This is a genomic window from Massilia antarctica, from assembly GCF_015689335.1.
Taxonomy (GTDB): Bacteria; Pseudomonadota; Gammaproteobacteria; order Burkholderiales; family Burkholderiaceae_D; genus Telluria_A; species Telluria_A antarctica.
Map to the genome: position 1 here is coordinate 2,803,343 of NZ_CP065053.1, position 22,952 is coordinate 2,826,294.

The following is a 22,952-nucleotide window of genomic DNA, read 5'->3' on the forward strand; positions in this document are numbered from 1 at the left end:
CCGGGCCGCGCGCTGACAGGAATGCCACCTTGCCGCGGCTTAGTCTTTCCAGAACAAGGGATGACGAACGACCACTTTCAAGAGCTTGTCCGATTGCTGCCAGATCCCCTGGAAGCCTTGTGGCAGCACGAAGATATCGCCATCGGAATAGCTGCTCGCTTCGCCGCCCGGCCCGGTGACCGTGACCTTGCCGCGAATGAGGTGAATCACTTCGGTTTCGGGCCAACCCAGAATCTGCAGTTTGACGGGATCGATTTCGCACACTTCCACCGCCGCTTCTTTCGTCTTGAGCGTATAGGGAACGTAGCAGCGATAAGAAAAATGGGTCCCGTCGAGCACCTGGTAGTGGCCCGGATCCGCATCCGGGGCGTGGGTCGTCTTGATGGTGGCGGGGATCGTTTTGGCAATCGGCACGATGGATGTCGCCTCCCCCGCCGGCGCCGCGTGAACGGCGGCCGGCGCCAGGATGGTCAGCAGTGCCACGACGGGTACGACGGCGCGCGACTTGAACGCATTGAAGGTGTTGGAATCGGTGATTTTCATGAGATTGAATAAGCAAAAGAACAAGCGGATGCGGCGCGCGCGGGCCGGACTGTCGCCCGGCGCGCTGCGTCATGCACATCGTCGCGATGGCCCGGCCGGGCGTCTTGCCGAGGCCAGGGATTAAATCGCCTTTGACAGCGACAAGATGGCCGTGCGCTTGCCGGGGTTGCTGTGCTGGCCGTTATTGGTCAGCGAACCATAGTTCCTGAACGCCTTTGGATTGCTGGTGAACGAGGCCGCAAGACCGGCCGACCACCCGGCGCCCAGTTCGCCCGTGATGCCGACCCGGCCATAGTTCCAGTTCACGTCTCTGCTGTGCGGAACCCGTTGACGGCCGATCGTCGCCTGCATACTCCAGCCTTGCTTGATGGCGAACGTATAGCTGCCTTCGACATTGACGGCCCCTTTCGAGTCGCCGGTGAGGCCGGCCTGGGGCTGTTCCGCGTTAAAGACGCCGTTGACGCCGGAATTGTTCACATTCCATCCAAAAAACGCGCCTGGAATATAGCCCACGTGCAGATTGATGCCGGCAACGGTGGCACTCGCATACAGTTCCAGGGTGCGCGGATCGGCATCGTTAAACGCCGGTGTGAACGATGCCTTGCTGAAATTAGCGCCTGGGTAATAGGCATACACGCCCCCCAGGTCCAGTTCGACGCCCTTGAGCGCGGTTTTGTATCCCAGGCTCACGTCGGTTTCCAGCGAGCCGTTGGGTACATACTGGGCGCTGATATTCGAGGCGAAAAAACTGGCGTAGGCGCCGCTGGCATGGTCGGCCGTCACGCTGGCCTGCAAGGCCGGTTTGCCCCAGGTTTGGGAAAACCCGCGCCAGATGTAATCGGATACGACCCCAGCCTGGCCCGTTACTTTCACCTTGCCGGCCGGGGCGTCGTCCGCGTGCGCCGTGCTGGTCACGATGGTGCCGCCCAGGAGCGCTGCGCATGCCATGGCAAGCGGGATAAGAGAATGCGGGAAAGGGGACTTCATGACTGACGGACTCCGTGATGATCGATATATGCGTGACAACCCCTTGGCGCCAGTCGTCCTGTTGCCAAATTTGCTAGTTGTCTTTTTAAAAAAGTATATCACTGGCGCAATGTTGCCACCATTCAATCTGGGTAATTCGACATTTTTTTCGCAAACGCTTTGCGCGCGGCACATTTGCCGGGCTCATGTATGCGTGGCGGGGGGAAGACGCGCGCCTTTTCGCGCCCTTCCTGCTTGTCAACTAGAATAGGCGCATGCGCATTCTTATCATCGAAGACAATCCCGACATCGTGGCCAACCTCTACGGCTTTCTTGAACCCAAGGGCTACATCCTCGACTCGGCCGCCAACGGCTACGCCGGCCTGGCCCTCGCGGCCCAACATATCTACGACGTCGTCGTGCTCGACGTCATGCTGCCCGGACTGACAGGCCTGGATGTCTGCCAGAAACTGCGCAGCGAACTCCACAGCACCATTCCTGTGCTGATGCTGACCGCGCGCGACACCTTGCAGGACAAGGTGGCCGGCTTCGACAGCGGCGCCGACGATTACCTGGTCAAGCCATTCTCGCTGGTCGAACTCGACATCCGCCTGAAAGCCTTGCTGCGCCGCGCCAATGGCGCCGTCGGTGGCGCCACCATCCTGCGTGTGGGCGAGCTGAGCTTTAACACGGGCACCTACCAGGCCAGCCGCGCCGGCCAGCCCCTGGCCCTGACCAAAACCGGCTACACTATCCTCAGATGCCTGATGCGCGAGGCGCCCAAGGTGGTGCCGCGCGACGTCATCGAACAAGCCATCTGGGGCGACGACCGGCCCGACAGCGACGCCTTGCGCACCCACATCCATGCCTTGCGCCAGGCGCTCGACAAGCCTTTTCCCGCCCCCATGCTGCGCACGGTGCCCGGCATCGGCTTCAAACTCGTCATTCCCGATGAAACCGCGTAACTCCCTGCGCCGCCGCATCGCCGTGGCTTACCTGCTGTTCGCGCTCGGCTCGTCGCTCTTTCTCGCGGCCATCGCCATCGTGGCGGTGGAGGGCATCGAAGTGCATTTGGTCGATCACCGGCTGGCCGAGGCCGCCGCCTGGGCCGCGCCGCGCCACGCCGGCGGCTTGACGGTCGGCATGCCCGCCGGCCTGAGCTTCCACCACGGCGCCGCGATTCCCGAGCCGCTGCGCAATCTGCCCGAAGGTGTGTCCGACGTGCATGTCGACGGTATCGGTTTGCACGTGTTGAGCGGCACGGATGCGAGCGGCAACTACGTGGTGGTCGATCATGAAAGCGATTACGACAAGGTCGAACTGGCCGTCTATTCGATGTTTGGCGTCGGCTTCATCGGCATCATGCTGTTTTCGCTGTTTCTGGGCGGCTTCATCGGACACCGCTTCGTCACCCCGATCACGACCCTGGCCGCCGCCGTGCGCGACAATTCTTCCGAACTCCCGTTACTCGAACGCAACGACGAACTCGGCATCCTGGCGCGCGCCTTCGCCGTCCACACCAGCGAACTGCGCATCTACCTCGAGCGCGAGCGCCTGTTCACCGGCGACGTCAGCCACGAACTGCGCACGCCGTTGACCGTGATTACCGGCGCCGCCGAAATCATCCTCGCCCAGCACGACGCCAATCCCGCCACCGGCGCCGCGGCCGAGCGCATCCTGCGCGCCGCCAACGAAGCGTCCGCCTGCGTCAATGTCTTGCTGACCCTGGCGCGCTCGCGCGACCGCATCGCCCACCCCGTCACCAGCATCGAGCAGATCGCCCGCGCCGAAACCGAGCGCTCCCAGCCGCTCGTCGCGGGCAGGCCGGTGGCGCTGCGTTTCCTTGGCGGCCCCGCCTTTGCCATCGCCGCGCCGCCCGAACTGCTGGTCGCCGCCGTCGGTAACCTGATCCGCAATGCCTGCCAGTACACGGTGCAGGGCGAAGTGACGGTACGGCTCGCCGAAGGGCTGGTGCGGGTGGAAGATACCGGCCCCGGCTTGCCGCTGGCCGTGCGCGCCACCTTCGAGCGCGGGCCAATCGCGGTACCAGGTGCCGGATCGGCGGGGTCGGGCCTGGGCTTGGCCCTGGTGCGGCGCATTTGCGAGTATCTGGGCGCCACCCTGACATTTAGCGAACGGGACGGCGGTGGCAGCATTTTTGAGATAAGATTCAATCAAGCTTTAACAAAAAATTAACGTCCGGTTGACGCTGGCTTGATGTTCTCGAGTGTATCTTGAATAGGGAGCCGTCCCGGCGGACGGCGCCGCTCACCTGGAGACTTGGTTGAACCTGAACATCGCGCCACGCATTACTGCTCCACTGCTCATTCTGGGCACCTCGATTTTCCTGGTTCTCGCCTATAACGCCAGCTTCTGGCGCACCTTTATCAGTGCGACCGGCGGCGTCAGCCTGGCGCACCTGCCGCTGCACCTGGCCACGTTTGTCTTGCTGGTCCTGCTGTTCAACGCTTGCCTGAACATCATCAATTTCCGCTTCATCGTCAAACCCGTCCTGGTGGTCCTGTTCATGGCGACCTCGGCCACGTACTACTTCATGAACCAGTACGGCACCGCCATCGACAAGTCGATGATCCAGAACCTGCTCGAAACCGATATCCGCGAAGCGGCCGAACTGCTCAACTGGAAACTGTTGTTGACCATTACCTTGCTCGGCATCGTCCCATCCTTGCTCGTGTGCCGCGCAAAAATCGCCTTTTATGCGGGCAAGCGCGGCCTGGTGCTGCAGGTGGCCAACATCAGCGGCTCCTTGCTGGTGGCCGCGCTCTTGCTGTTCTTGTTCTTCAAGAGCCTGGCGCCGGCCCTGCGCGAGCATCGCGAACTGCGCTTTCTGCTGGCGCCGACGAATTACATCCAGGCCATCAACGGCTATATCAAACAGCAGCGCGCCCAGGCGCTGGTGATCGCGCCGCTGGGCATGGACGCGACCAAACGCATGGCGGGCGGCGGCAACCGCCAGCGCTCGGTCACCCTCATCGTCGTCGGCGAGACCGCGCGCGCCGCCAATTTTTCGCTGAACGGCTACGCCCGCGTCACCAATCCCGAACTGGCGACCCAGCCCGACCTGCTCAATTTCAGCGATGTGGAATCGTGCGGCACGGCCACGGCGGTCTCGGTACCCTGCGTGTTTTCCGCCCTGGGACGCGAAAATTATTCCGACGACAAGGCGCACTCGCAGCAGGGCTTGCTCGATGTGCTCTCGCACGCTGGCTTCAAGGTACTCTGGCGCGACAATAATTCCGGCTGCAAGGGCACTTGCGACCGGGTCGAGTTTGAAGACCTGTCCAAGCCTGAACCGGGCAACCGCTGGTGCGTCGACGATGAATGCTTCGACGAACGCCTGCTCGACGGCTTGCCCGAGCTGATCCGCAACGCGCGCCAGGACATGGTGATCGTGCTGCACCAGAAGGGCAGCCACGGCCCGGCCTACTGGAAACGCGCGCCGGCCGCGTTCCAGCGCTTCGGCCCCGTGTGCCAGACCAACCAGCTCGAATCGTGCTCGCGCGAATCGATCGTGGCCGCCTACGATAACTCGATCCTGTACACCGACCATTTCCTCAACCAAGCCATCGAATTGCTCAAGGCCAGCGCTGAAAAGGAAACGATCAACACCGCCATGCTCTATTTTTCCGACCATGGCGAGTCGCTCGGCGAACACAATATGTACCTGCACGGCGCGCCGTATGTGATTTCCCCGGCCGAGCAGCGCGAAGTGCCCTTGATGCTGTGGCTGTCGGAAGGGTTCCGCTCGCGCTTTCACATCGACCAGCGCTGCCTGGCGGCGCGCACCGGCCATGCGTTCTCGCACGATAATGTATTCCATTCGGTACTGGGCATGCACAGCATCAGCACGGCTGTCTACAACCCCGGCCTCGATATTTTCAGTCCCTGCACGCATGAGTCATAAACGGCTCGGCTGGACCTTGTCCCTTGCGCTGGCCGCCAGCGCGCTGGCGATCGCGTCGATCAACGCCTTCACCGATCTCGACCTGATCCTGGCGCGCGCCATGTTCGACCCGGCCAGCGCCACCTTCCCGTGGCGCCATGCGTGGCTGGCCGAAACGTTCAGCCACGCCTGGGCCAGGATAGCGCTGACGACCCTGGCCTGCGCCGTGGTGCTCACGGCCTTGTTCGACCTGCTGCGGCCGCGCCTGGCCTGGTCCGATCCGTTCCGCCTGCGCCTGCGCGTCGTCGCGCTGGCGGCCGCGCTGGTGCCAGCGTGGATCAGCACGCTCAAGTACCTCAGCGCCTCGCATTGTCCCTGGGACCTGGACCTGTTCGGCGGTGATGAAACCTATGTGCGCCTGTTCCAGGCAGTGTCGCCCTACGCCTCGATGGGCCACTGCATGCCGGCCGGCCATGCCTCGAGCGCGCTGTGGCTGGTGTCGCTGGCGGTGTTCTGGCTGCCGCGCCAGCCGCGCACGGCCCTGCGCGTGGGCGCCGCCATGCTCGGCCTGGGCTTTGCCCTGGGCTGGATGCAGCAATTGCGCGGCGCCCACTTTCTCACCCACACCCTGTGGTCGATGTGGTGGGCGTGCCTGATCGTCAGCATCTTGTACGTGTGGCTGATCGAGCGGCGGCGCGCGGTCGCCGGCAGCGTGAATATTCAACTTTCTTGAGTCCGGCGGGCGCAAAATTGGTGGCGCGGGACGCGCGCCAGCTGTATTACAAGGCGCCCTGAAGGGCCAGCCAGGCGCGCAGGTCCGCCAGCGGACGGGTGTCCGTTTCGTTGAAAATTTCGTGATAGAGATCGTCGTACACATGCAGCTGCGCCAGGCCGGGCGGCAGCTGCGCGGCGAAACGGCGCACCCCGTCCGGGTCGACCAGATGGTCGTCGCCGGCGGCCAGCAGCAGCGCCGGCACGCTCAGCTGGCCGGCGTTGGCCTGGCAATAGGCAATTGAGCGCAGCATCGAGCGCATCAGGCGCGCGCTGATCTTGCCGTGCACCAACGGATCGGATCGATACGCCGCCACCACCTTGGGATCGTGCGACAGCCAGCGCGGCGACAGGCCGTTCGGCACCGCCAGCGAGGGCGCGAGCGCGTGCAGGGTATCGAGCAGCAGCATTTGCAGGCGCGACAGGCGTAGCCCCAGCGCGGGCGAGGACAGGATCAGCCCGCGCAAGGGCGACACCTTGGATAAGGCAAAGCGCGCCGCGAACAGGCCGCCCATGCTGTGGCCGAATAAAAAGGGAGGCAGGCGAAAGCGCGCGGCGAAATCGTCGATGACGATCTCGGCATCCTGCAGCAGCGGATCGCCGTTGATGACGTCGCCGCGTTTTCCTTGCGAGCGGCCATGGCCGCGGTGGTCGTAGCAGCGCACCGACAAGCCGCATTCGTTGAAGAAGGCGGCCAGGTGGCGATAGCGTCCGCTATGTTCGCCCAGGCCATGCATGAGCACCACGCTGCCGCGCAGCGGCGAGGCCGGCAGCAGGTAATCGCTCACGAACAAGCTTGTGCCGTCGGCAGCGACAAGCTGGTGGCCGTGCTGCGCCACCAGCGCCGGCATTACACGCCCCAGACGACGTCGTGGCCGCCGGCCTTGGCTGCGCGCAGCATTTCCAGCAGGGGATAGGCGCGCGTCGAGAAACTGACCACTTCGATTTCCTCGTGGTCGGTATCGTCGCCATGCTCGTTGTGATGCGCATGGACATCGCGCTCGACATCTTCGGACACCGAATGCTGGCGGCTCTCGTCGATTTCTTTTTCGAGAACCTGCAAGGCATGCGGCGCTTCCGCTGCCGTGATCACGCCCCGGTCCACATCTTTGTGGAGGAGGTCGAGGATGCGTTTTGCGTGTTCCTTGTACATCAAAACTTCTGATGCTGCTTTGGAGGTGAAGGTAATTAACATAGGAACTTTCTAATTATACGTACGTAGTGAAACGATAACACGAACCGGGGCTTTCGGTCGTGCCGGCGTGCGTCGTGTGCGCCATGTCAATCAGTTTTCTTGCGTAAAAAACGCGCCGTCGCCGCGAACGCGAGCAGTAGCGACACGTTCAGGACGGCGGCGATCACCAGCGCGCTCTTCCAGCCGACCTGCGTCAGGCCGAGCAGCAAGATAAAGCTCAGAGCGGCCCAGCCGGCGCCAGTGAGGAGCTCGAACACGATCGATGCCAGGTTGCCCTTGGCGCGCGTCTTGAAGTCGCCACGCGATCCCGGCCGGCCGCACCATGCCACCACCAGCGCGCCGTTGAGCGCGCACAGGGTGCAGGTCAGCAGCATGACCGCCGCCGCCGCCGGTTGGCGCAGGGCCAGCCAGCACAGCGGCAGCAAGGCCAGCGCGATCGGCGGAATCACCACCGCGGCCAGCTTGGCGCGCCGGATGGTGCCCTGGCTGCAGGGCGCGCCGCGCAGCATGTCGGGCGCATCTTCCGCCGAGATCACGATCCAGCCCAAGGAGGCGCTCAAGGCGCCGCACAAGAACGTCAGCGCCGCGGCCAAGGCCGGCAGCGATACGGCGCGCCCGAGCAGCATCGGCGCCAGCAAGGGCAGCATGTACATCAACTGCAGGCCGACTTGCGCGATCAGTTGCGGGTCGCGCCAGATCAGGCGCCACTCCTTGACCATGATGGTGCGCGCCAGGCCGCGTCCGAAGCGAAAACGCGGTCCGCCCGGCGGCGCCCTGGCCACGCGCGCCGCACCGGCCGCCTGCTGCACGCCGTGCACGAAAAAGCCGTGCGTCAGGCGCGCCGTCAACCAGAACACGGCGCCGCCCGCGCCGAGCATCAGCAGCGCCGGCAGCGGCATGCCCAGCGCGGCCTTGGCCGGCAGCCAGGCGATGCTGTCCGGGCCCAGCGCCGCGCCCTGCTCGAACTGCGGCAGCAGGCGTTTGACGAAGCGCTGCAAGGCCGGCCCGAGCGCGCTGTTAAACGCCTGCGCCAGCAAAAATACGGCGGCGCCCGAGAGCGCGCCGAGCAGCTGCGCCGTCACGCGTGTGCGGCGCACGCCAAGCCAGCGCACCAGGGCCAGGGTGAGCAGCATCGAGAGCGACGACGACACCAGCGCCATGCCGGCGATGGCCGGATAGATGCCCAGCCAGCGCCACTGCCCCAGCAGCACGCCGGCATGCGCGAACGGGGTGAGGAAAAACAGGTACAGCGCCGCGCTGGTGGCCGCGATCGCCGCCAGGCGCACGGTAAAGACGCTGCGCGACGGGATCGGCGACGACAGCAGCAAGTCGAGGTCGCGCCGCTCGAACAGCGCCGCCACGCTGGTATTGAGCCCGGTCGACATCATCATCGTGAACACCCCGGCCATCGCCGCGCTGACCATCAGCAGCAGCTTGAGGGCGGGCGCGCCCGCGGGCAGTTCGGCCGCCATGAGCGCCATGAACGCAAAGCCGTGCATCAGCAGCCCGAGAACGAGCCACAGCGCGACCGCCTTCTTGTTCACGCCCGTGCGCAGCGGGTCCTTGCGCGCGCCCAGAATGTCGAACATGAACAGGCGCAGCTCATGGCGCAGCAGCCACAGGGCGCTGCCGGCGCGCGCCATCAGTGTTTCCCCGTCAGGTGCAGGAACACGTCTTCCAGGGTGCCGCCCTGGGCCTGGCCGCGCAGCTGGTCGAGCGTGCCCTCGGCGATCAGGCGCCCGTGCTCGATGATGCCGATGCGCTGCGCCAGCCGCTCCGCCACTTCGAGGATGTGGGTGGTGAGGATGACCGTGCCGCCGCCGTCCACGTGCGCCAGCAGCAAGTCCTTGACCTGGCGCGCGGCGGCCGCATCGAGCCCGGTGAGCGGCTCGTCGAGAATGAGCAGGCGCGGTTCGTGAATCAGGGCTCCGGCCAGCGCCAGCTTTTGCTTCATCCCGCGCGAAAAGCCGTCGGTCAGCTCATGCGCGTGCGGGGTCAGGTCGAGCCAGTCGAGCAGGCGGCGCGCGCGCGGCTCGGCTTCCCCGGCTTCGATGCCCCACAGGCCGGCCACGAACTCCAGGTACTCGGTCGGCTTCAGTTTGGCGTACAGCAGCGGATCGTCCGGCAGATAGGCCATGGCACGCTTGGCGCCGGCCGGATCGCGCGCCAGGTCGACCCCGAGCACCTCGATGCGGCCGGCGTCGGGCGCCAGCAGGCCGGCCACCATGCGCAAGGTGGTGGTCTTGCCTGCACCATTCGGCCCGAGCAGGGCATACAGCTCGCCGCGCCGCACCGTCAGGTCCAGGTGGTCGACCGCGGGACGGCCGAAATGCTTGACCAGGCCTGTGAGCCGGAGTGCGTCGTCGTGGTCGGTGTTCATGGTCGTGCTTTCCCGGCTTGCGCGCGGTTGAGGAGGAAGAAGGCCAGCGCGCCGGCCTGCAGCAGCACGGCGATGGCGAGCGTGGCGCGGAAGGCATCGGCGGCGGGCGCGCCGTGTGCCTTGAACAGGTCGACCGCCACCCCGAAGCCCCACTGGGTGGCGAAGGCGCCGATGAACAGCTGCAGGTTGTAGGCCGAGTTGGCGCGCCCGGCCAGCGCGGCCGGGAAGGCCAGGGCGACATGCGACTGCACCAGGGTGGTGACCGGCACGCAGGCGGCCAGCAAAAGCCAGAGCAGCCAGGCCGATGGCGCGCTGGTGGCCAGCATGGCCGCCTGCGCCAGCACCATGCCGCCGATCCCGATGCCGATGATACGGTGCGTGTTCCAGCCGCGCGCCACCAGGCGCGGCGCGGCCCAGCCGAGCGCCAGGTAGGACAGCAGCAGCACCAGATTAAACGCGAACAGGATCCGGCCGGTCTGCTGCGCGCTTTTCCCCAGCACCGTCATCATCCATGGTCCGGCCCACAGGGTTTGCAGGGCGAAGAAAATGCCGTGATTGAGCAGGCCCGGAACCCCCATGCGCCAGAAATAGGCGCTGCCGAAAATGCGCCGGTAGCCGCCATCGGCCGCCGGGGCGCCGCCGCCCCTGGCCGCGCCGGCGCCGTCTTGGTACTGGCGCTCGACCTCGCGCAGCAGGAAGAAGATCGCGCCGGCGACGAGCAGCAGCAGCGCCGCCACCACCCAGAAAATGCCGCGCCAGCCCAGCGCCGGCAGCGCCAGGGTGACCGGCACGGTGGCGGTGAGCGCGCCCGAGGTGCCGGCCACCAGCATCCAGCTGGCCAGCTGGCTCTGGCGTTCGAGCGGGAACCACTGGCGGTAGGCCTTGAAGGCGGCCATCAGGCAGGCCGACACGCCGATGCCGATCAGGGCGCGCCCGATCCACAGGCCGGCCAGCGAAGCGCTCGACGCAAACACGGCCGCGCCCACGGCGGCGCACAGCAGCAGGCTGGCCTCGGTGCGGCGCGCGCCGTATTTGTCGAGCCACACGCCGAGCGGCAGCTGCATGGCCCCGAAGCTGACGAAATAGGCCGACGACAGCAGCCCCAGGTCGGCGTTCGACAAGTGCATCTCGGCCACCAGGGCTGGCGCGATGACGGCATTGACCGCCCGCAGCGCGTACGACAGCAGGTAGCCGAAGGCGAAGCACAGGAACACGCGTGCCGCGCGCGCACCGCTCAGGGGGACTGTCACGTGCTTACTGCAGCTTGAACGAGGACATGAACATATCGACCTGTTCCTGCGCGATGTCCTTCTCCTTGCCCATCACGATCACCTGGTAAAAGCGCTTGTTGCGCGATTCGAAATGGCCCACCAGGCGCATCGGCACGCCTTTCTGCACCCCGCTCGCATCGATGTCGATGGCGCTCGCGCGCGCCGTGGCGCTGCCGGCGACGGCCGAGGACTTGCCGGTCTTTTCGCTCTTGATGGTGGCGCCGATATTGCGCACCAGCGCCGTCTTCATGGCCGCCACCGCCGCCTCGGCCTTGTCGGGATCGGGCGCTTCGCCGCTGCCGACGGCGAACATGGTGCCGTCGATCCGGGCCGCCGTCATGGTCATCTTGACCTTCATGCCATCGAGGTCGACCTCGCGCGAATGAGTGGCCGGTTTGTCGGGGAACAGTACGCGGAAGGGCGCGTCCGGGCTGCTGTAGTCGCGCCAGTTGAATTGGGGGCTGCACGCGGCCAGGGACAGGCCGGCGAGCAGGGAGATCAGAAGGGGTTTGAGGTGGGAGGTTCGCATGCCTCAATGTTAGCAGGAAGGCGCCTCGCCTTGGCGCGCCGCCTTGGCGCCCCCCATGCGATTGGCAAACAGCTTGCGCACGATGCATTGCCTATTGCGGGGCGGGTGCCTGGCCCGCGATCTCGACGATGAAGTGCGGGTCGAAGTGGACGTTTTCGGTGCCGCCGGCGCGGGTTTTGTAGCCGCAGGGATTCGATACAACCCGGCATGTGCCCACCATGTAGTCGACCGGATCGTGCATGTGGCCATGCACCCAGAGATCGGCCTGGCTGACCAGCTCGTCGAGGCGCGACGCGTACGCGGCCGAAAAGCGCGACTGCAGGTACTCGCCGGGGACCGAGCGCATCGATGGCGCCATGTGGGTGACGACGACGGTGGCGCCGGCGAACGGTTCGGCCAGCCGGGCGCGCAGCCAGGAGGCCTGGACCGCATGGAACTGGGCCGTGTCGGCGGCGCGCAGCTTGCGGTAGTTTTTCTGGGCCAGGCGGATGCGCTTGTAGTCGTTCATCACCGCTTCGGCTTCGCGCATGGCGGCCTGGCGGTCGTCGTCGCCGAACAGGCGGAAATCGGTCCACAAGGTCGCGCCCAGGAAGCGCACATTGCCGATGATTTTTTCGTCGCACGAAAGGAAATGCACGTTGCCGGCGGCCGCGCTCGCTTCGCGCAGCTCGCCTTGCACGCTGTCGAGATTGCGCCCGTAGCCTTCGTGGTTGCCGTGTACATACAGCACCGGCAAGCCGGCGAAGGTGCGCGCGGCCCAGGCGACCGCTTTGGCGCCGGTGTCGATGTCGCCGGCCAGGATGACGGCATCGGGACGGCAGAGGGCCGGATCGATGCGCGGCGCGTCGTCGCGCCAGAGTTCGTGATGCAGGTCGGAAAGAATGAGCAAGCGCATGGTGCGGCACAATCAAGGAAGGGATCGTCCTGCTAGTCTATCGGGCTTTGCGGCGGAACCCAAGCGCCGCCAGCCCCGCAGGGATCGCGGCTTTGTCGGATAGGGGAGCGGCGCAAGCGGGGCGGAAATATCGGCTTTGGGGCGCGCGCTTGATCCGGACTATCCCGCAAATACGCGGTCAGGTAAACATGGTGGCCGGCGGAGCCAGGCCGACAACGCGGCCGATAATATGCCGGGAGCTGCCCCCTTTTCAGGCGATGGAGTTGGCCGTATTTACTTTTCGTTTAATCCGCATGAATTAAGCCTTCCTTAAAATAGCACAGCGAAGCGAAAACAGCGTTGCCGGCACCCTCTGGCGGAATCGGCGCTCAACATCTCAATTTTACATAAGAGCGAGCAAAATTCCGATTTTTGATGGCATCTGCGCCTAAATAGACGGCTTCGGGTGCCATTCCGGGAAGTGGCGGATGGAAAATTTAACGTGGTTGAAGCATTAATTGTTGTTTTATAGATATATGTACAAGATGATTAATTGACAGGAAACAGCGCCTGATGGTTATATGTCGAATCGATGATTTGGGCACTGCGAATCACAAGAAACGCGTCCCGGAGACGATTGCAAATATAATTAAACCATGGCCGTTTTGCATCACGAGAGCAAAACGCGTTCATATACTTACAAAATGAGGAGCTTTGCAATGATGGTGGAGACAAGATTGTCGCGGTCGATTCGTCTGATGTTTATTGGCGGTATCGCGCTGGGTATGCAGATGGCAAATGCGCAGACCGCAGGCGACAGCATTCAAAAAGTGGAAATCACCGGTTCGAGCATCAAGCGCGCCGAAGCGGAAACGATTTCGGTAGTCCAGACGCTCAGCCGCAAGGATATTGAGCAAACCGGTAAAACCTCGATTGCCGAAGTCGTGCGCAGCATTTCCGCCGACAACAACGGCAGTGTCAGCGGTTCCTTCACCACCGGCTTTGCCGGCAGCGCGTCGGGCGTGTCCCTGCGCGGCCTGAGTGTGAGCTCGACCCTGGTGCTGATCAACGGCCGCCGCACCGCGCCCTACGGCTTTGGCGATGACGGCCAGCGCAGCTTCGTCGACTTGAATTCGATCCCGCTCGACGCAGTCGATCGCATCGACATCCTGAAAGACGGCGCGTCGGCCATTTACGGCTCGGATGCGATCGCCGGCGTGGTCAACGTGATCCTGCGCCAGAACTACGTCGGTAAGACCATTTCCGCCAGCGCCGGCACTTCCGGCGAGCGCGACGGTACTACCACCAGCATGTCGGGTGCGATCGGTTTCGGCGACCTGGACAAGGACAAATTCAACATCTTCGCCACCCTCGACGCCAAACAGCAGAAAAAAATCGATCAAAACAGCCGCAAGGACTGGATCGGCCAGGCAGATGCCCGTCCATGGGGGGGGCGCGACCAGCGCAACGGCCACACCACCGCGGGCAACGGCGGCGGCAGCAACTACATCGGCACCCTGCGTCCATTGAAGGCTGACGGCTCCCCTGGCGGTAACGTCACCAACCTGCCGGGCAGCTGCGATGCGATCAACCTTGATCCGAAAGGCGGCACGGCGGGCGACAACAGCCGCGGCGGTTGCTTGTGGGATCCGATCGATTACGCCACCATCCAGCCAGAAACCAAGAACCTGAACCTGTTCACACGCGGTACCCTGGCACTCGGCGAAACCACCCAGGCTTACACCGAAGTGGGCGTGTTCAAGTCGGAAGCGAAGACCTACACCACCCCGTCGGGCTTGACCGGCGCCGGCTTCGACCTGGTCAATTCACGGGTCAATAACACCAACAGCGGACCCGACCAACTGGTGATGCCGGCCAACCATCCGGACAATTTCCTCGGCGTCGCCGCCCGCCCGCGCTGGATCGACGCATCGCGTCCGCGCGCCTCCGATGTGGAAACCACGGTCACCCGCGTGCTGGCCGGCGTCAAGGGCAACCTCGCCGACTGGGATTACGACACCGGCGTGTTGTACGCGGAAAGCAAGACCGACAAAACGCAGAACGGCTATTACCGTACCAGCGCGCTGCGCACGGCGCTCAACAACGGTACCTTCCGCATCGGCAAGGGCGTGCTCAACACGCCGGACGTGCTGGCGCTGATCTCGCCGACCTTGTACACCACCGGCTTGACGAAAAGCACGTCGTTCGACTTCAAGGCATCGCGCGAGCTGTTCGAACTGCCAGGTGGCAAGATGGGTATCGCCGTCGGTGCTGAGTACCGCAAGGAAAAAACCGACAGCCAGGCAACCCCGTACACCGACATCAACGATATCGCCGGCCTCGGCTATTCGGCATCGAAGGGTTCGCGCAACGTGACCGCGCTGTACACCGAGCTGGCCGTGCCGGTCCTGAAATCGGTGGAATTGCAGTTCGCGCTGCGTACCGATGATTACTCCGATTACGGCCGTTCGACGACGCCGAAAGTGGGCTTCAAGTTCACCCCGACGTCGACCCTGGCGTTCCGCGGCACCTATGCGGAAGGTTTCCGTGCGCCGAGCGCGGCGGAAAACGGCGACAGCGCGGTGGCGGCGTTCACGACCATCTCCAACGATCCGATCCGTTGCCCGGTCACCAAGTTGAATCTTGATTGCTCGACCCAATCGGTGGGCGCCATCACCGTCGGCAACAAGAATATCAAGCCGGAAGAATCGAAAAGCTACAGCCTGGGCATGGTGCTCGAGCCGATCAAGAACGTGAATCTGTCGCTCGACCTGTGGCAAATCGTGCGTAACGGCGAAATCAACGGTGCCGATCCTGGGGCGGTCGTCGCCAATCCGGCCGGCTACCCGGATGCGGAAATCGTGCGCGGCGAAGCGACCACCAACTTCCCGAACCTGCCAGGCCAGATCCTGATGGTCAGGGCGCCGTACCTGAACGCCGGCAAGACCAAAACCAACGGTGTCGATCTCGACCTGCGCGCCCGTTACAACATGGGCAGCAGCGGCAAGCTGAGCTCCGGCGTGACGGTCACCTACATGCGCGAGTTCACCCGTACCAATGCCGACGGCACGGTACTGGAATTTGCCGGCACCCACGGCGACACCAACCTGTCCGGTAACGGTGGCACGCCGAAGACCAAGGTCCGCTTCACCATGGGTTGGGAAAATGGTCCGTTCCAGCTGACCGGCAACGTCAACTACGTCAGCAGCATCAGCGACAGAAACCAGGTTGGCGGCGAGTGCCTGGATGTGGATGAAAACGACGTCGGGCTGCTGAACTGCCGCATCGCCTCGTTCACCACCCTGGACACCTTCGGCAAATGGGCTGTCTCGAAGAACTTTGAACTGACCGCATCGATCAGCAATCTGTTCAACAAGAAAGCACCGCTGGACGTGCAGACCTACGGCCGCATCAACTACAACCCGTCCTTGCATCAGTCGGGCGCGGTTGGCCGTTACTTCACCCTGGCAGGCCGTTACACGTTCTAATACGTCCTTCGTCAGTCCTACCGCAGCCGGACCGGCTGCCGTCCACCCTGCGGGGTGAGACGGCGGTTGCTCCGGCTGTTTTTTCGTTTCCACAAACAGTATTCAAGGAGTGCTTGCATGGCTGCATGGCAGTTTGCGTTTGTCGTGATCCCGGTGGCGGGAATTATCAGGATGCACGGTCGTATGGTGGACGTGCTGCCTGAGTTTGCCGCACGGATGCCTGACGCATCCTTCGATGCCGACCAAGCCTGTTCCAACTATTGGCAAGGCATCGATAACACGTCGATGCATGGGATGGCTAAAAGCATGTTGCCAGTCGCAACGTCGTGGAGCGACGAAGCGACGATGTATGGCAACTCAACAGCGGACGACATCCAGATATGGGAAGATAGCGTCAATGTCCGCCTCGATTGCAGAAATCTCAACGTCGCGTTGCTTACCGCAGTGCTTGATGCCTCTTGCGCGGCGAACTGCTGCCTCGTACTGCTTGAGGGCGGTCGCATCATTGCCCCGGTGCCACAGCTTGTGACCGATGCGCTGCACGCTTCAGCCGCGGCCCGATTCGTCGACAATCCCCGGCGCTTCCTGCAGTCCACAGGCCGCATGTTCAACACAGGTTCTTAGCTGACTCAGGAAAATAACTCAGGGTCGACAGCCATAAGGTTGGTATTCTGAAGGATTTAGGCCAATAGACATGATATTGCGGAGCGCGCGCGACAAGCTGTTTTTTGATTCGGTGGCAGGCTACGTAGCCCGCCGCACCCACCATGCTTACCAGGCGGCCACACCCGCGTGTGCTTGCCAGCGTCTCCAGAAGAACCAGAAGGCTCGCCATGGCGCATGAGCGCATCGCGTTTCCCATGCCGGCCTCGTGCGAGGTGGTGTTCGACGTTTTTCATTACCATCGCTGGCGTGCGCGCTGGGACAGCCTGGTGTCGCACACCGAGGTCGATGGCGGCGCACCTTGCCCCCATGTCGGCGCGGTCAGCGAGAATGTCGGCGGCGGCCTGCTGCGCGCGCTGTCGATGCGTACCGAGTTTGTCAGTTACCAGCGCCCGCGCCTGGCGGCGGCGCGCATGCTCGGCACATCCTTTCCTTTTTCCAAGTGGGCGGCCTCGATGAAACACGAGCCCACTGCCGGCGGCGGCTCGGTCCTGATCTACACCTACAACATCGAAGCCGGTCCACGTGTGCTGCGCTGGCTGATCGAACCGGTGGTGCACCATGTTTTCCGGCGCCAGACCATCAAGCGCTTCGAGCGCATGCGCGCTTTCCTGGCCACCAATGCCGCCGAGGTGGAAGCGTGGCAGCGCAGCTATCACAGCGCTGGCTCGACCGATCCGCAGTGAGGGTGGCGGGCACGCGCGCAGCATGGCAAGGGCATGCCGGGGCGCCCGCTCAGGGTTCGCGCAAGCCGCGCCGCAGCTGGATTGCCTCGGAAATGTGTTCGACAAGAATGACCGGCGAATCGGCCAGGTCGGCAATGGTGCGCGCCACTTTCAGCACGCGGTGATACACGCGCGCCGACCAGTTCAGGTGCAGCATGGCTTTGCGCAGCAACAGTTCGCCGGATTGATCGAGGCGGCAATGGCGCTCCACGTCGCCCGTGATCAGCGCCTGGTTCGGCTTGCCCTGGCGCGCCAGCTGGCGCTGGTGGGCGAGCGCCACGCGCGCCGCGATGATGCTGCTCGCTTCGCCATCGGCATCGGCCAGCAGGGTATCCGGCTGCAGCGCCGCCACTTCGATCTGGATATCGATGCGGTCGAGCAGCGGCCCGGAAATCCGGCCCTGGTAGCGCAGCACCGCGTCGCTGGTGCAATCGCACTTGCCCGAGGGATGGCCGAGATAGCCGCAGGGGCAGGGATTCATCGCGGCGATGAGCTGGAAGCGCGCTGGAAAGTCCGACTGGCGCGCCGCGCGCGAAATCGTTACCCGGCCCGATTCCATCGGCTGGCGCAGCACTTCCAGCACGCGCCGGTCGAATTCGGGCAGCTCGTCGAGAAACAGCACACCGCAGTGGGCGAGTGAAATTTCGCCCGGACGCGGCACCGCGCCGCCGCCCACCAGGGCCACGCCGGACGTGGTGTGATGCGGACTGCGGAAGGGGCGCACCTTCCAGTTGTCGGCGGAAAAGCCACCGGTGAGCGACTGCACGGCCGCCGATTCGAGCGCTTCCTGATCGGTCATGGGCGGCAGCAGGCCGGGAAAGCGCGACGCCAGCATGGTCTTGCCGGCGCCGGGAGGCCCGACCATCAGCACGCTGTGGACACCAGCGGCAGCCACTTCGAGCGCGCGCTTGCTCGTGCGCTGGCCTTTCACATCGCAAAAATCCGGATAGTCGGGCAGGCGCGTGACGGCGTGCGGCTGGTGGCGGGCGAGGCGGCAGGCATCGTCGCTGGCGGCAAGATGGGCGCACACCTGGAGCAAGGTGGCGGCCGGATAAATGACCGCGCCGGCCACCAGCGCCGCTTCGTCGGCATTCGCTTGCGGCAGGATGAAGCCGCGCTGCGCACCGCCTTCGCGTTGCATGGCGAAGGTGATCGCCAGCGCCCCGCGGATTGGACGCAGCTCACCCGACAGCGACAGTTCGCCGGCGAATTCGTAGTGCCCCAGTTCCCTCGATGGAATCTGACCCGACGCGGCCAGGATGCCGATGGCGATCGGCAGGTCGAAGCGGCCCGATTCTTTCGGCAGGTCGGCCGGCGCCAGGTTGATCGTGATCCTGCGCGAGGGAAATTCAAAGCCGGCGTTTTGCAAGGCGGCTCGCACGCGGTCTTTCGATTCGCGCACTTCGGCGTCGGGCAGGCCGACGATGGTCAGCGACGGCAGTCCGTTAGCCAGATGCACTTCTACACTGACGCCAAGCGCTTTCATGCCGGCCAGTGCGCGGCTTCGCAGTACGGCAAGGCTCATGGGTATCTTCGAAGGGGCCAAAGGGGACCGGCAGATTGTATGTGCTGCGCGCTGTGCCCCATTGAGGATGACCAAATGTGCGATGGGTCCCGGAGACGCGAGTGCTCCCCATGCAAGCTGCGCAGCGCTTGCCCGGGGGAGCTTTACATGCCCCGCATTGGCCGGTCGTCAACGGTCTGAACTGTATAATCTTCCATGCTTAGCCAGGGCGCCACGATATGAAATACGCCGACAAAAAAATCCACGAAAAAGCGAAGGCTTTCTTCTTGACGCTTGTGGTCGCCACATTCGCCTGGACTGTGCCCAGCTGGGCTGTTGCCGGCGTTCAGCCCACCCTCTGCCAAAAGGCCGAAAAGACATTTTTCAACTGCACATTGGAACGGTCCGGAAAGGTGGTGTCCCTATGCGGCAGCGATGGCGCTCACAAGGCCTGGCTGCAATACCGGATGGGCCGGCCGGGCCAGGCGCTGGAACTCACGGTTCCCAGTCGCTTGGACGATCCCGAGATGAACAGTACCTTCTTCTTTTCGGGATTGGAGGCCACGCGCGACGGATCGTATTCCGGGGTCAGCGTCTGGTTCCGTCACGCTGACACACTCTACGATCTGTCGACGTCGCAAAACCACCAGTACCGGGAGAATGGCGACGATGCGTCTTCAATCGGGATATGGCACGCCACAAACCGACAGCAAAGAGGCCTCTCGCTATCATGCCGCAGACCATCATCGAGTGCCCTTTTGTTTCAGGCTGGACAGGTGGTCGAGGCCATGGCGCCAGCCTGGCATCAGTGGCGAATCACGACATTCGACTACTGGGGCGCCGCCGGGGAGAGCGAAGAGCGCGGCCGCGCCGCAGCCCGGGTCGCCCGTGAGGCTGCCGTTCGGTAAACCGCGAAGCTAACGGGGGCGGGAACTTACTCGGCGTGATAGTTAGCACCCGCTTTGATCGTCCCTTTGGCAATTTATAAGTCGACGGCGCCCGCAGTCACGGTTCAATTGCGACATCTTCAAAGCCTTCGTCCATCAAGACCTGCTCAACTTTCCGGACGAGTGGATCAGAAACAGCCATCGTGTTTTTCCCTCGGATTTTTTCAATGAGCGTGCGATGACGCTCCACGACGACACGCCATTCACCGTAGTTGGGACGGCTGGAATCCTGATGGGAATAACCGCCTACGAAAATGAGATAAGACGAGCCACCGAACGTGGCCCTATTCGCCCAGCCAAAGTCTTCCATGCAAATGACCTCAGCCTCAATTCCCATGGCAAGAAGGGCCGAGACAAGCCAGTGGGAAAAATCTTCGCCAAAACAACAGTCATTGATGAAGTCGTCTCCAACGACGGACAGCTTGAAACGATCGGTGTTAGAGGTGACACTGACGGTCATGGAAAGTTCCCTTTCATGTCCCGGCGTCTTGATCAGCTCCCGCAATCGAGCCTGTACAGCGGAGGCCCCCCAGTTTCTTGCTGGCTTGCCAAGGTCAGGAATTCGAAAAAGTGATGGTCGATTTCATCCAGCTGCTCGACAACTGCATTGTGTAGCAGAAACATCAACTCTCCTGCAGAGAACGCCATGCCATCCGCCGCGGAGAGCGTCACGATGGGCTCTATCTCGTCATTGCCTTCCCAACACGCATACTGCACGCGGATCTGGGGGGCATGCAATACCAGCTCGCTCGGGTCCCAGGACGCGATACCACGAATGTCCTTTTGATACGCTTCGAACTCCGCCTCAAATACCTTGCGATCAGTAAAGATGGAACCGGTAAAGCTCCAGCAGCAGTCGCGCATCAGCGTCTTTGGATTCGCCATTTTCCGTCATTCCCGGTAGCTTGAAAGAGGGCAGATTACGGCATTCGTCATCTCCTCGCTCAAATTTCTTTTCCTTATCCCATGGCTGGCGCAACGGCCCGTCTACGGAGCCTGGATGGTCCAGATTCTGTAAGGACAGGCACCATCGAATGTGGGCAAGGTCGTCTTCGCGCGCGCGCCTTTCGAAACCTATAAATATTCGGGCAGCGGCTTGATCGTCATGCAACTGGCTGCCGACCGTTTAACAGCGACCTGCGGCCAGGACGCTAGCCCCGACGACGCAGTGGCGACAGGCTGGCGGGACGCTAGAATGGAAGAAATGTCCTTTTTGGAGCTGCAATGACCGATCCCGACGACTGGCGCCTGGACAACCCACCTGACTGGTGCCAAGACGCCGTATTGTTCTTCACAAGCTACAAACAGCCCAGCGCCGCCTGGGATCACGACCATTGCTCATTCTGCCACCAGAAAATCGCAGAACCGCACATCCCCGAGGCGATACCGCAAGCCTGGTTGTTCGCTCCCAACAACGAATGGGTATGTCCGCCTTGTTTCGACGATCTTGCCGCCCATTTCAACTGGACTGGCGCCGACGCCCGCGTGGGCGAGAACCATGTAAAACAGCGCGCGCCGACTTAGCGCATACAATGCATCCATACACCCGCCGCCGTGGCAATGCGACCGGCGGCGTTCGCACACGTTTTCAGAGACAGGAATTATCGATGGATTTTGACGTAGCGGCATGGGAAAAAGAAATCGGCCGGCCAGTACCACCCCTCATGGCCAAGTTCTTCACATGGCTCGCGCCCTATGAATACGGCGATCTCGGCTATTTTGAGCTGGCCCCGGAAAACCTGGCAGGCGGTACCGCCTGGCAAGGCATGGAGCGCTGGGGCGCGCACACCTGGGGCTTCATCAGCCTGCCGGACGGTTCCCTGATCGGCCTGTGCGAAGCGGTGCAGCCGCCTGCCGTCGTGTACATCGGTTCCGAAGGCGAATTGAGAACCCTCTCCGAATCGTTTGAAGCCTTCCTGCTGGCAATCGATGCGGGCGAAACCGAGACCGAGATCGACCTTGCCGACGATGAACTCGAAGCGGAGCAAGTGGCGGCGCGCAAGGCCTTCACGTCCTGGCTCAACAAGAGCAAGATCGCCGCGCCCGCCGTGAGCGGGCAGTTCGATTTTTCCGCCTACGCCGCTGGCGACCCTGCCGAACGGCGCGCCCCGCCAACGCAACAGGGCGCCGCGCCAGTGATGGACCCCGCTTACCTGGACCATATCGACGGCATGGGCGAGCGCCTCAAAATGCTATGCAGCCTGGTGGGCCGCACGGCCGCCGACCCCGAACTGTGCGCCGTCGCCGAACAGGTCTTCGGCAAAGCGCCGCCCCAGTCGATCGGCAATGCCAGACACGATGACAGCATCTGGCTCACCGCGAAAAAAGGCGACGTCGGCTTTCTGTTCAGCCGCAAGGTGTTGAACCCGAACTACGCGCCTGTATCAATCAGCAACAAGGCCATCTGCCCCTTCCTGGAGGGGGTGTTTCTCGGCGACGCCTACAGCGAACCAGTCCTGTTCGGCTTGCATGGCGATTCGCTGTGGGACACCATCGCGCTGCGTTTGCCGCAGCACTACAAGGAAACCGTCGGCGACGATGGCGAGGTGGAAAAAGCGTGCACCCTGCCGCTCGATGCTGCGCGCGACACCGAACTGAGGCTGTGGATGAACCATGGCCGAACCCATGTCTGCGTGCAAATCGCACAGGGACGCGAGCTTGCGCGGCCCGAAGCGGCCAACCATATCTACAGCGGCGCGGGCCTGTTCCTGCAATGGGCGCTGGAAAACGGCTGGCTCGAACGCGGCATGTTCCCCGGCCAGGACGAGCTCATCGATGCCTTGCGCCGCAGGGAAGTTCGCCCGTCGCAACTGGTGCGGCTGGGCCTGACGCGCGGCTTGTGGGACACGCACCTGACGGACGAACCCGGCCTGCGCCGGTTTGCCGTCGTCTACTTCCATAACATGGATGACATCTGGATCAATGCCGACCTGAAAACCATGTTCGGCAAGCGCCAGGGCCAGTACGGTCATGACGAGCCCGTGCTCGACGACGACCCGGCCGAGATCTGCGATGCGCTGTTCGCTGTCTTCACCGCGCAGTTTGCGAACTGGAAGCGAGCCAATCCCCAGGAACTGGCCTGAACTTCGTCGCACCTGACTGTACCCGACCAGGCGTCCTGCAGCGCTGTCCTTGGTCCCCCACCTCGGCAATCAGCGCCCGCCCTTGCGGGCAGGCCGCCATCGCGTCGTG

General features: G+C 63.4%; 23 protein-coding genes. 11 read left to right on the forward strand and 12 right to left on the reverse strand.

Translation table 11 applies throughout. The annotated features are described in order from the left end of the window. Positions 1–39: 39 nt before the first annotated feature. Together IV454_RS12630 and IV454_RS12635 are read right to left on the reverse strand one after the other, a co-directional pair. Complete coding sequence (locus tag IV454_RS12630) at positions 40–543, reverse strand: cupin domain-containing protein (RefSeq protein WP_206091727.1); 504 nt, start codon at positions 541–543, stop codon at positions 40–42. A gap of 120 nt (positions 544–663) precedes the next feature. Then, on the reverse strand, positions 664–1,530 hold the full coding sequence (locus tag IV454_RS12635) for a TorF family putative porin (RefSeq protein WP_206091728.1): 867 nt from the start codon (positions 1,528–1,530) through the stop codon (positions 664–666). A 254-nt stretch (positions 1,531–1,784) separates the two neighbouring features. Between IV454_RS12635 and IV454_RS12640 the strand changes: the two genes are divergently transcribed. The 4 genes from IV454_RS12640 (at position 1,785) to IV454_RS12655 (ending at position 6,146) form a co-directional block, all read left to right on the forward strand. Beyond that, a complete protein-coding gene (locus tag IV454_RS12640; RefSeq protein WP_206091729.1) occupies positions 1,785–2,474 on the forward strand; it encodes a response regulator transcription factor in 690 nt (229 codons plus the stop codon). Further along, on the forward strand, positions 2,461–3,705 hold the full coding sequence (locus IV454_RS12645; protein ID WP_206091730.1) for a sensor histidine kinase: 1,245 nt from the start codon (positions 2,461–2,463) through the stop codon (positions 3,703–3,705). The genes IV454_RS12640 and IV454_RS12645 overlap by 14 nt, the downstream gene beginning before the upstream one ends. Before the next feature lie 88 nt (positions 3,706–3,793). Continuing rightward, complete coding sequence (locus IV454_RS12650; protein ID WP_229522209.1) at positions 3,794–5,434, forward strand: phosphoethanolamine transferase; 1,641 nt, start codon at positions 3,794–3,796, stop codon at positions 5,432–5,434. Further along, positions 5,424–6,146 (forward strand): phosphatase PAP2 family protein, encoded by a 723-nt coding sequence (locus tag IV454_RS12655; protein ID WP_206091731.1) that lies wholly within the window; start codon positions 5,424–5,426, stop codon positions 6,144–6,146. Before IV454_RS12650 ends, IV454_RS12655 begins: the two co-directional genes overlap by 11 nt. A 46-nt stretch (positions 6,147–6,192) precedes the next feature. On the opposite strand, the gene IV454_RS12660 is transcribed toward IV454_RS12655, so the two are convergent. The 7 genes from IV454_RS12660 to IV454_RS12690 form a co-directional block, all read right to left on the reverse strand. Continuing rightward, a complete protein-coding gene (locus tag IV454_RS12660) occupies positions 6,193–7,035 on the reverse strand; it encodes an alpha/beta hydrolase (RefSeq protein WP_206091732.1) in 843 nt (280 codons plus the stop codon). Continuing rightward, positions 7,035–7,379 carry a DUF1840 domain-containing protein gene (locus IV454_RS12665; protein WP_054266195.1) on the reverse strand — a complete coding sequence of 115 codons (345 nt, stop codon included), beginning with the start codon at positions 7,377–7,379 and terminating at the stop codon, positions 7,035–7,037. The genes IV454_RS12660 and IV454_RS12665 overlap by 1 nt, the downstream gene beginning before the upstream one ends. Positions 7,380–7,465: 86 nt before the next feature. Next, the gene (locus IV454_RS12670) at positions 7,466–9,022 is read right to left on the reverse strand and encodes a hypothetical protein (protein WP_206091733.1); all 1,557 of its coding nucleotides are present in this window, start codon (positions 9,020–9,022) and stop codon (positions 7,466–7,468) included. After that, positions 9,022–9,759 (reverse strand): ABC transporter ATP-binding protein, encoded by a 738-nt coding sequence (locus IV454_RS12675; RefSeq protein ID WP_054266197.1) that lies wholly within the window; start codon positions 9,757–9,759, stop codon positions 9,022–9,024. The genes IV454_RS12670 and IV454_RS12675 overlap by 1 nt, the downstream gene beginning before the upstream one ends. After that, positions 9,756–11,009 (reverse strand): MFS transporter, encoded by a 1,254-nt coding sequence (locus tag IV454_RS12680; RefSeq protein WP_206091734.1) that lies wholly within the window; start codon positions 11,007–11,009, stop codon positions 9,756–9,758. The genes IV454_RS12675 and IV454_RS12680 overlap by 4 nt, the downstream gene beginning before the upstream one ends. 4 nt (positions 11,010–11,013) lie before the next feature. Continuing rightward, the gene (locus IV454_RS12685; RefSeq protein WP_206091735.1) at positions 11,014–11,559 is read right to left on the reverse strand and encodes a hypothetical protein; all 546 of its coding nucleotides are present in this window, start codon (positions 11,557–11,559) and stop codon (positions 11,014–11,016) included. 91 nt (positions 11,560–11,650) lie between these two features. Beyond that, positions 11,651–12,454 carry a metallophosphoesterase family protein gene (locus IV454_RS12690; protein WP_206091736.1) on the reverse strand — a complete coding sequence of 268 codons (804 nt, stop codon included), beginning with the start codon at positions 12,452–12,454 and terminating at the stop codon, positions 11,651–11,653. A gap of 764 nt (positions 12,455–13,218) precedes the next feature. On the opposite strand from IV454_RS12690, the gene IV454_RS12695 reads away from it, so the two are divergent. From IV454_RS12695 to IV454_RS12705, 3 genes are all read left to right on the forward strand, one after another. Further along, positions 13,219–15,921 carry a TonB-dependent receptor gene (locus tag IV454_RS12695; protein ID WP_229522210.1) on the forward strand — a complete coding sequence of 901 codons (2,703 nt, stop codon included), beginning with the start codon at positions 13,219–13,221 and terminating at the stop codon, positions 15,919–15,921. 117 nt (positions 15,922–16,038) lie between these two features. Next, complete coding sequence (locus IV454_RS12700; protein WP_206091738.1) at positions 16,039–16,545, forward strand: hypothetical protein; 507 nt, start codon at positions 16,039–16,041, stop codon at positions 16,543–16,545. Between the two features lie 209 nt (positions 16,546–16,754). After that, positions 16,755–17,270 (forward strand): SRPBCC family protein, encoded by a 516-nt coding sequence (locus IV454_RS12705; protein ID WP_206091739.1) that lies wholly within the window; start codon positions 16,755–16,757, stop codon positions 17,268–17,270. Between the two features lie 49 nt (positions 17,271–17,319). Here the strand turns inward: IV454_RS12705 and IV454_RS12710 are convergent, their stop codons facing one another. After that, positions 17,320–18,834 (reverse strand): YifB family Mg chelatase-like AAA ATPase, encoded by a 1,515-nt coding sequence (locus IV454_RS12710; RefSeq protein ID WP_206091740.1) that lies wholly within the window; start codon positions 18,832–18,834, stop codon positions 17,320–17,322. A 218-nt stretch (positions 18,835–19,052) separates the two neighbouring features. On the opposite strand from IV454_RS12710, the gene IV454_RS12715 reads away from it, so the two are divergent. Further along, complete coding sequence (locus tag IV454_RS12715) at positions 19,053–19,721, forward strand: hypothetical protein (RefSeq protein WP_206091741.1); 669 nt, start codon at positions 19,053–19,055, stop codon at positions 19,719–19,721. Positions 19,722–19,818: 97 nt separating this feature from the next. On the opposite strand, the gene IV454_RS12720 is transcribed toward IV454_RS12715, so the two are convergent. Both IV454_RS12720 and IV454_RS12725 read right to left on the reverse strand, forming a co-directional pair. Then, a complete protein-coding gene (locus IV454_RS12720; protein ID WP_206091742.1) occupies positions 19,819–20,220 on the reverse strand; it encodes a hypothetical protein in 402 nt (133 codons plus the stop codon). 32 nt (positions 20,221–20,252) lie between these two features. Then, a complete protein-coding gene (locus IV454_RS12725; RefSeq protein WP_206091743.1) occupies positions 20,253–20,645 on the reverse strand; it encodes a hypothetical protein in 393 nt (130 codons plus the stop codon). Between the two features lie 151 nt (positions 20,646–20,796). On the opposite strand from IV454_RS12725, the gene IV454_RS12730 reads away from it, so the two are divergent. The 3 genes from IV454_RS12730 (at position 20,797) to IV454_RS12740 (ending at position 22,843) form a co-directional block, all read left to right on the forward strand. Beyond that, a complete protein-coding gene (locus IV454_RS12730; RefSeq protein ID WP_206091744.1) occupies positions 20,797–20,988 on the forward strand; it encodes a hypothetical protein in 192 nt (63 codons plus the stop codon). Then, on the forward strand, positions 20,985–21,284 hold the full coding sequence (locus tag IV454_RS12735) for a hypothetical protein (RefSeq protein ID WP_206091745.1): 300 nt from the start codon (positions 20,985–20,987) through the stop codon (positions 21,282–21,284). The genes IV454_RS12730 and IV454_RS12735 overlap by 4 nt, the downstream gene beginning before the upstream one ends. An 83-nt stretch (positions 21,285–21,367) precedes the next feature. Next, entirely contained in the window at positions 21,368–22,843 is a 1,476-nt protein-coding gene (locus tag IV454_RS12740; protein WP_206091746.1) for a DUF7832 domain-containing protein, read from the forward strand. The last annotated feature ends 109 nt before the right edge of the window (positions 22,844–22,952 follow it).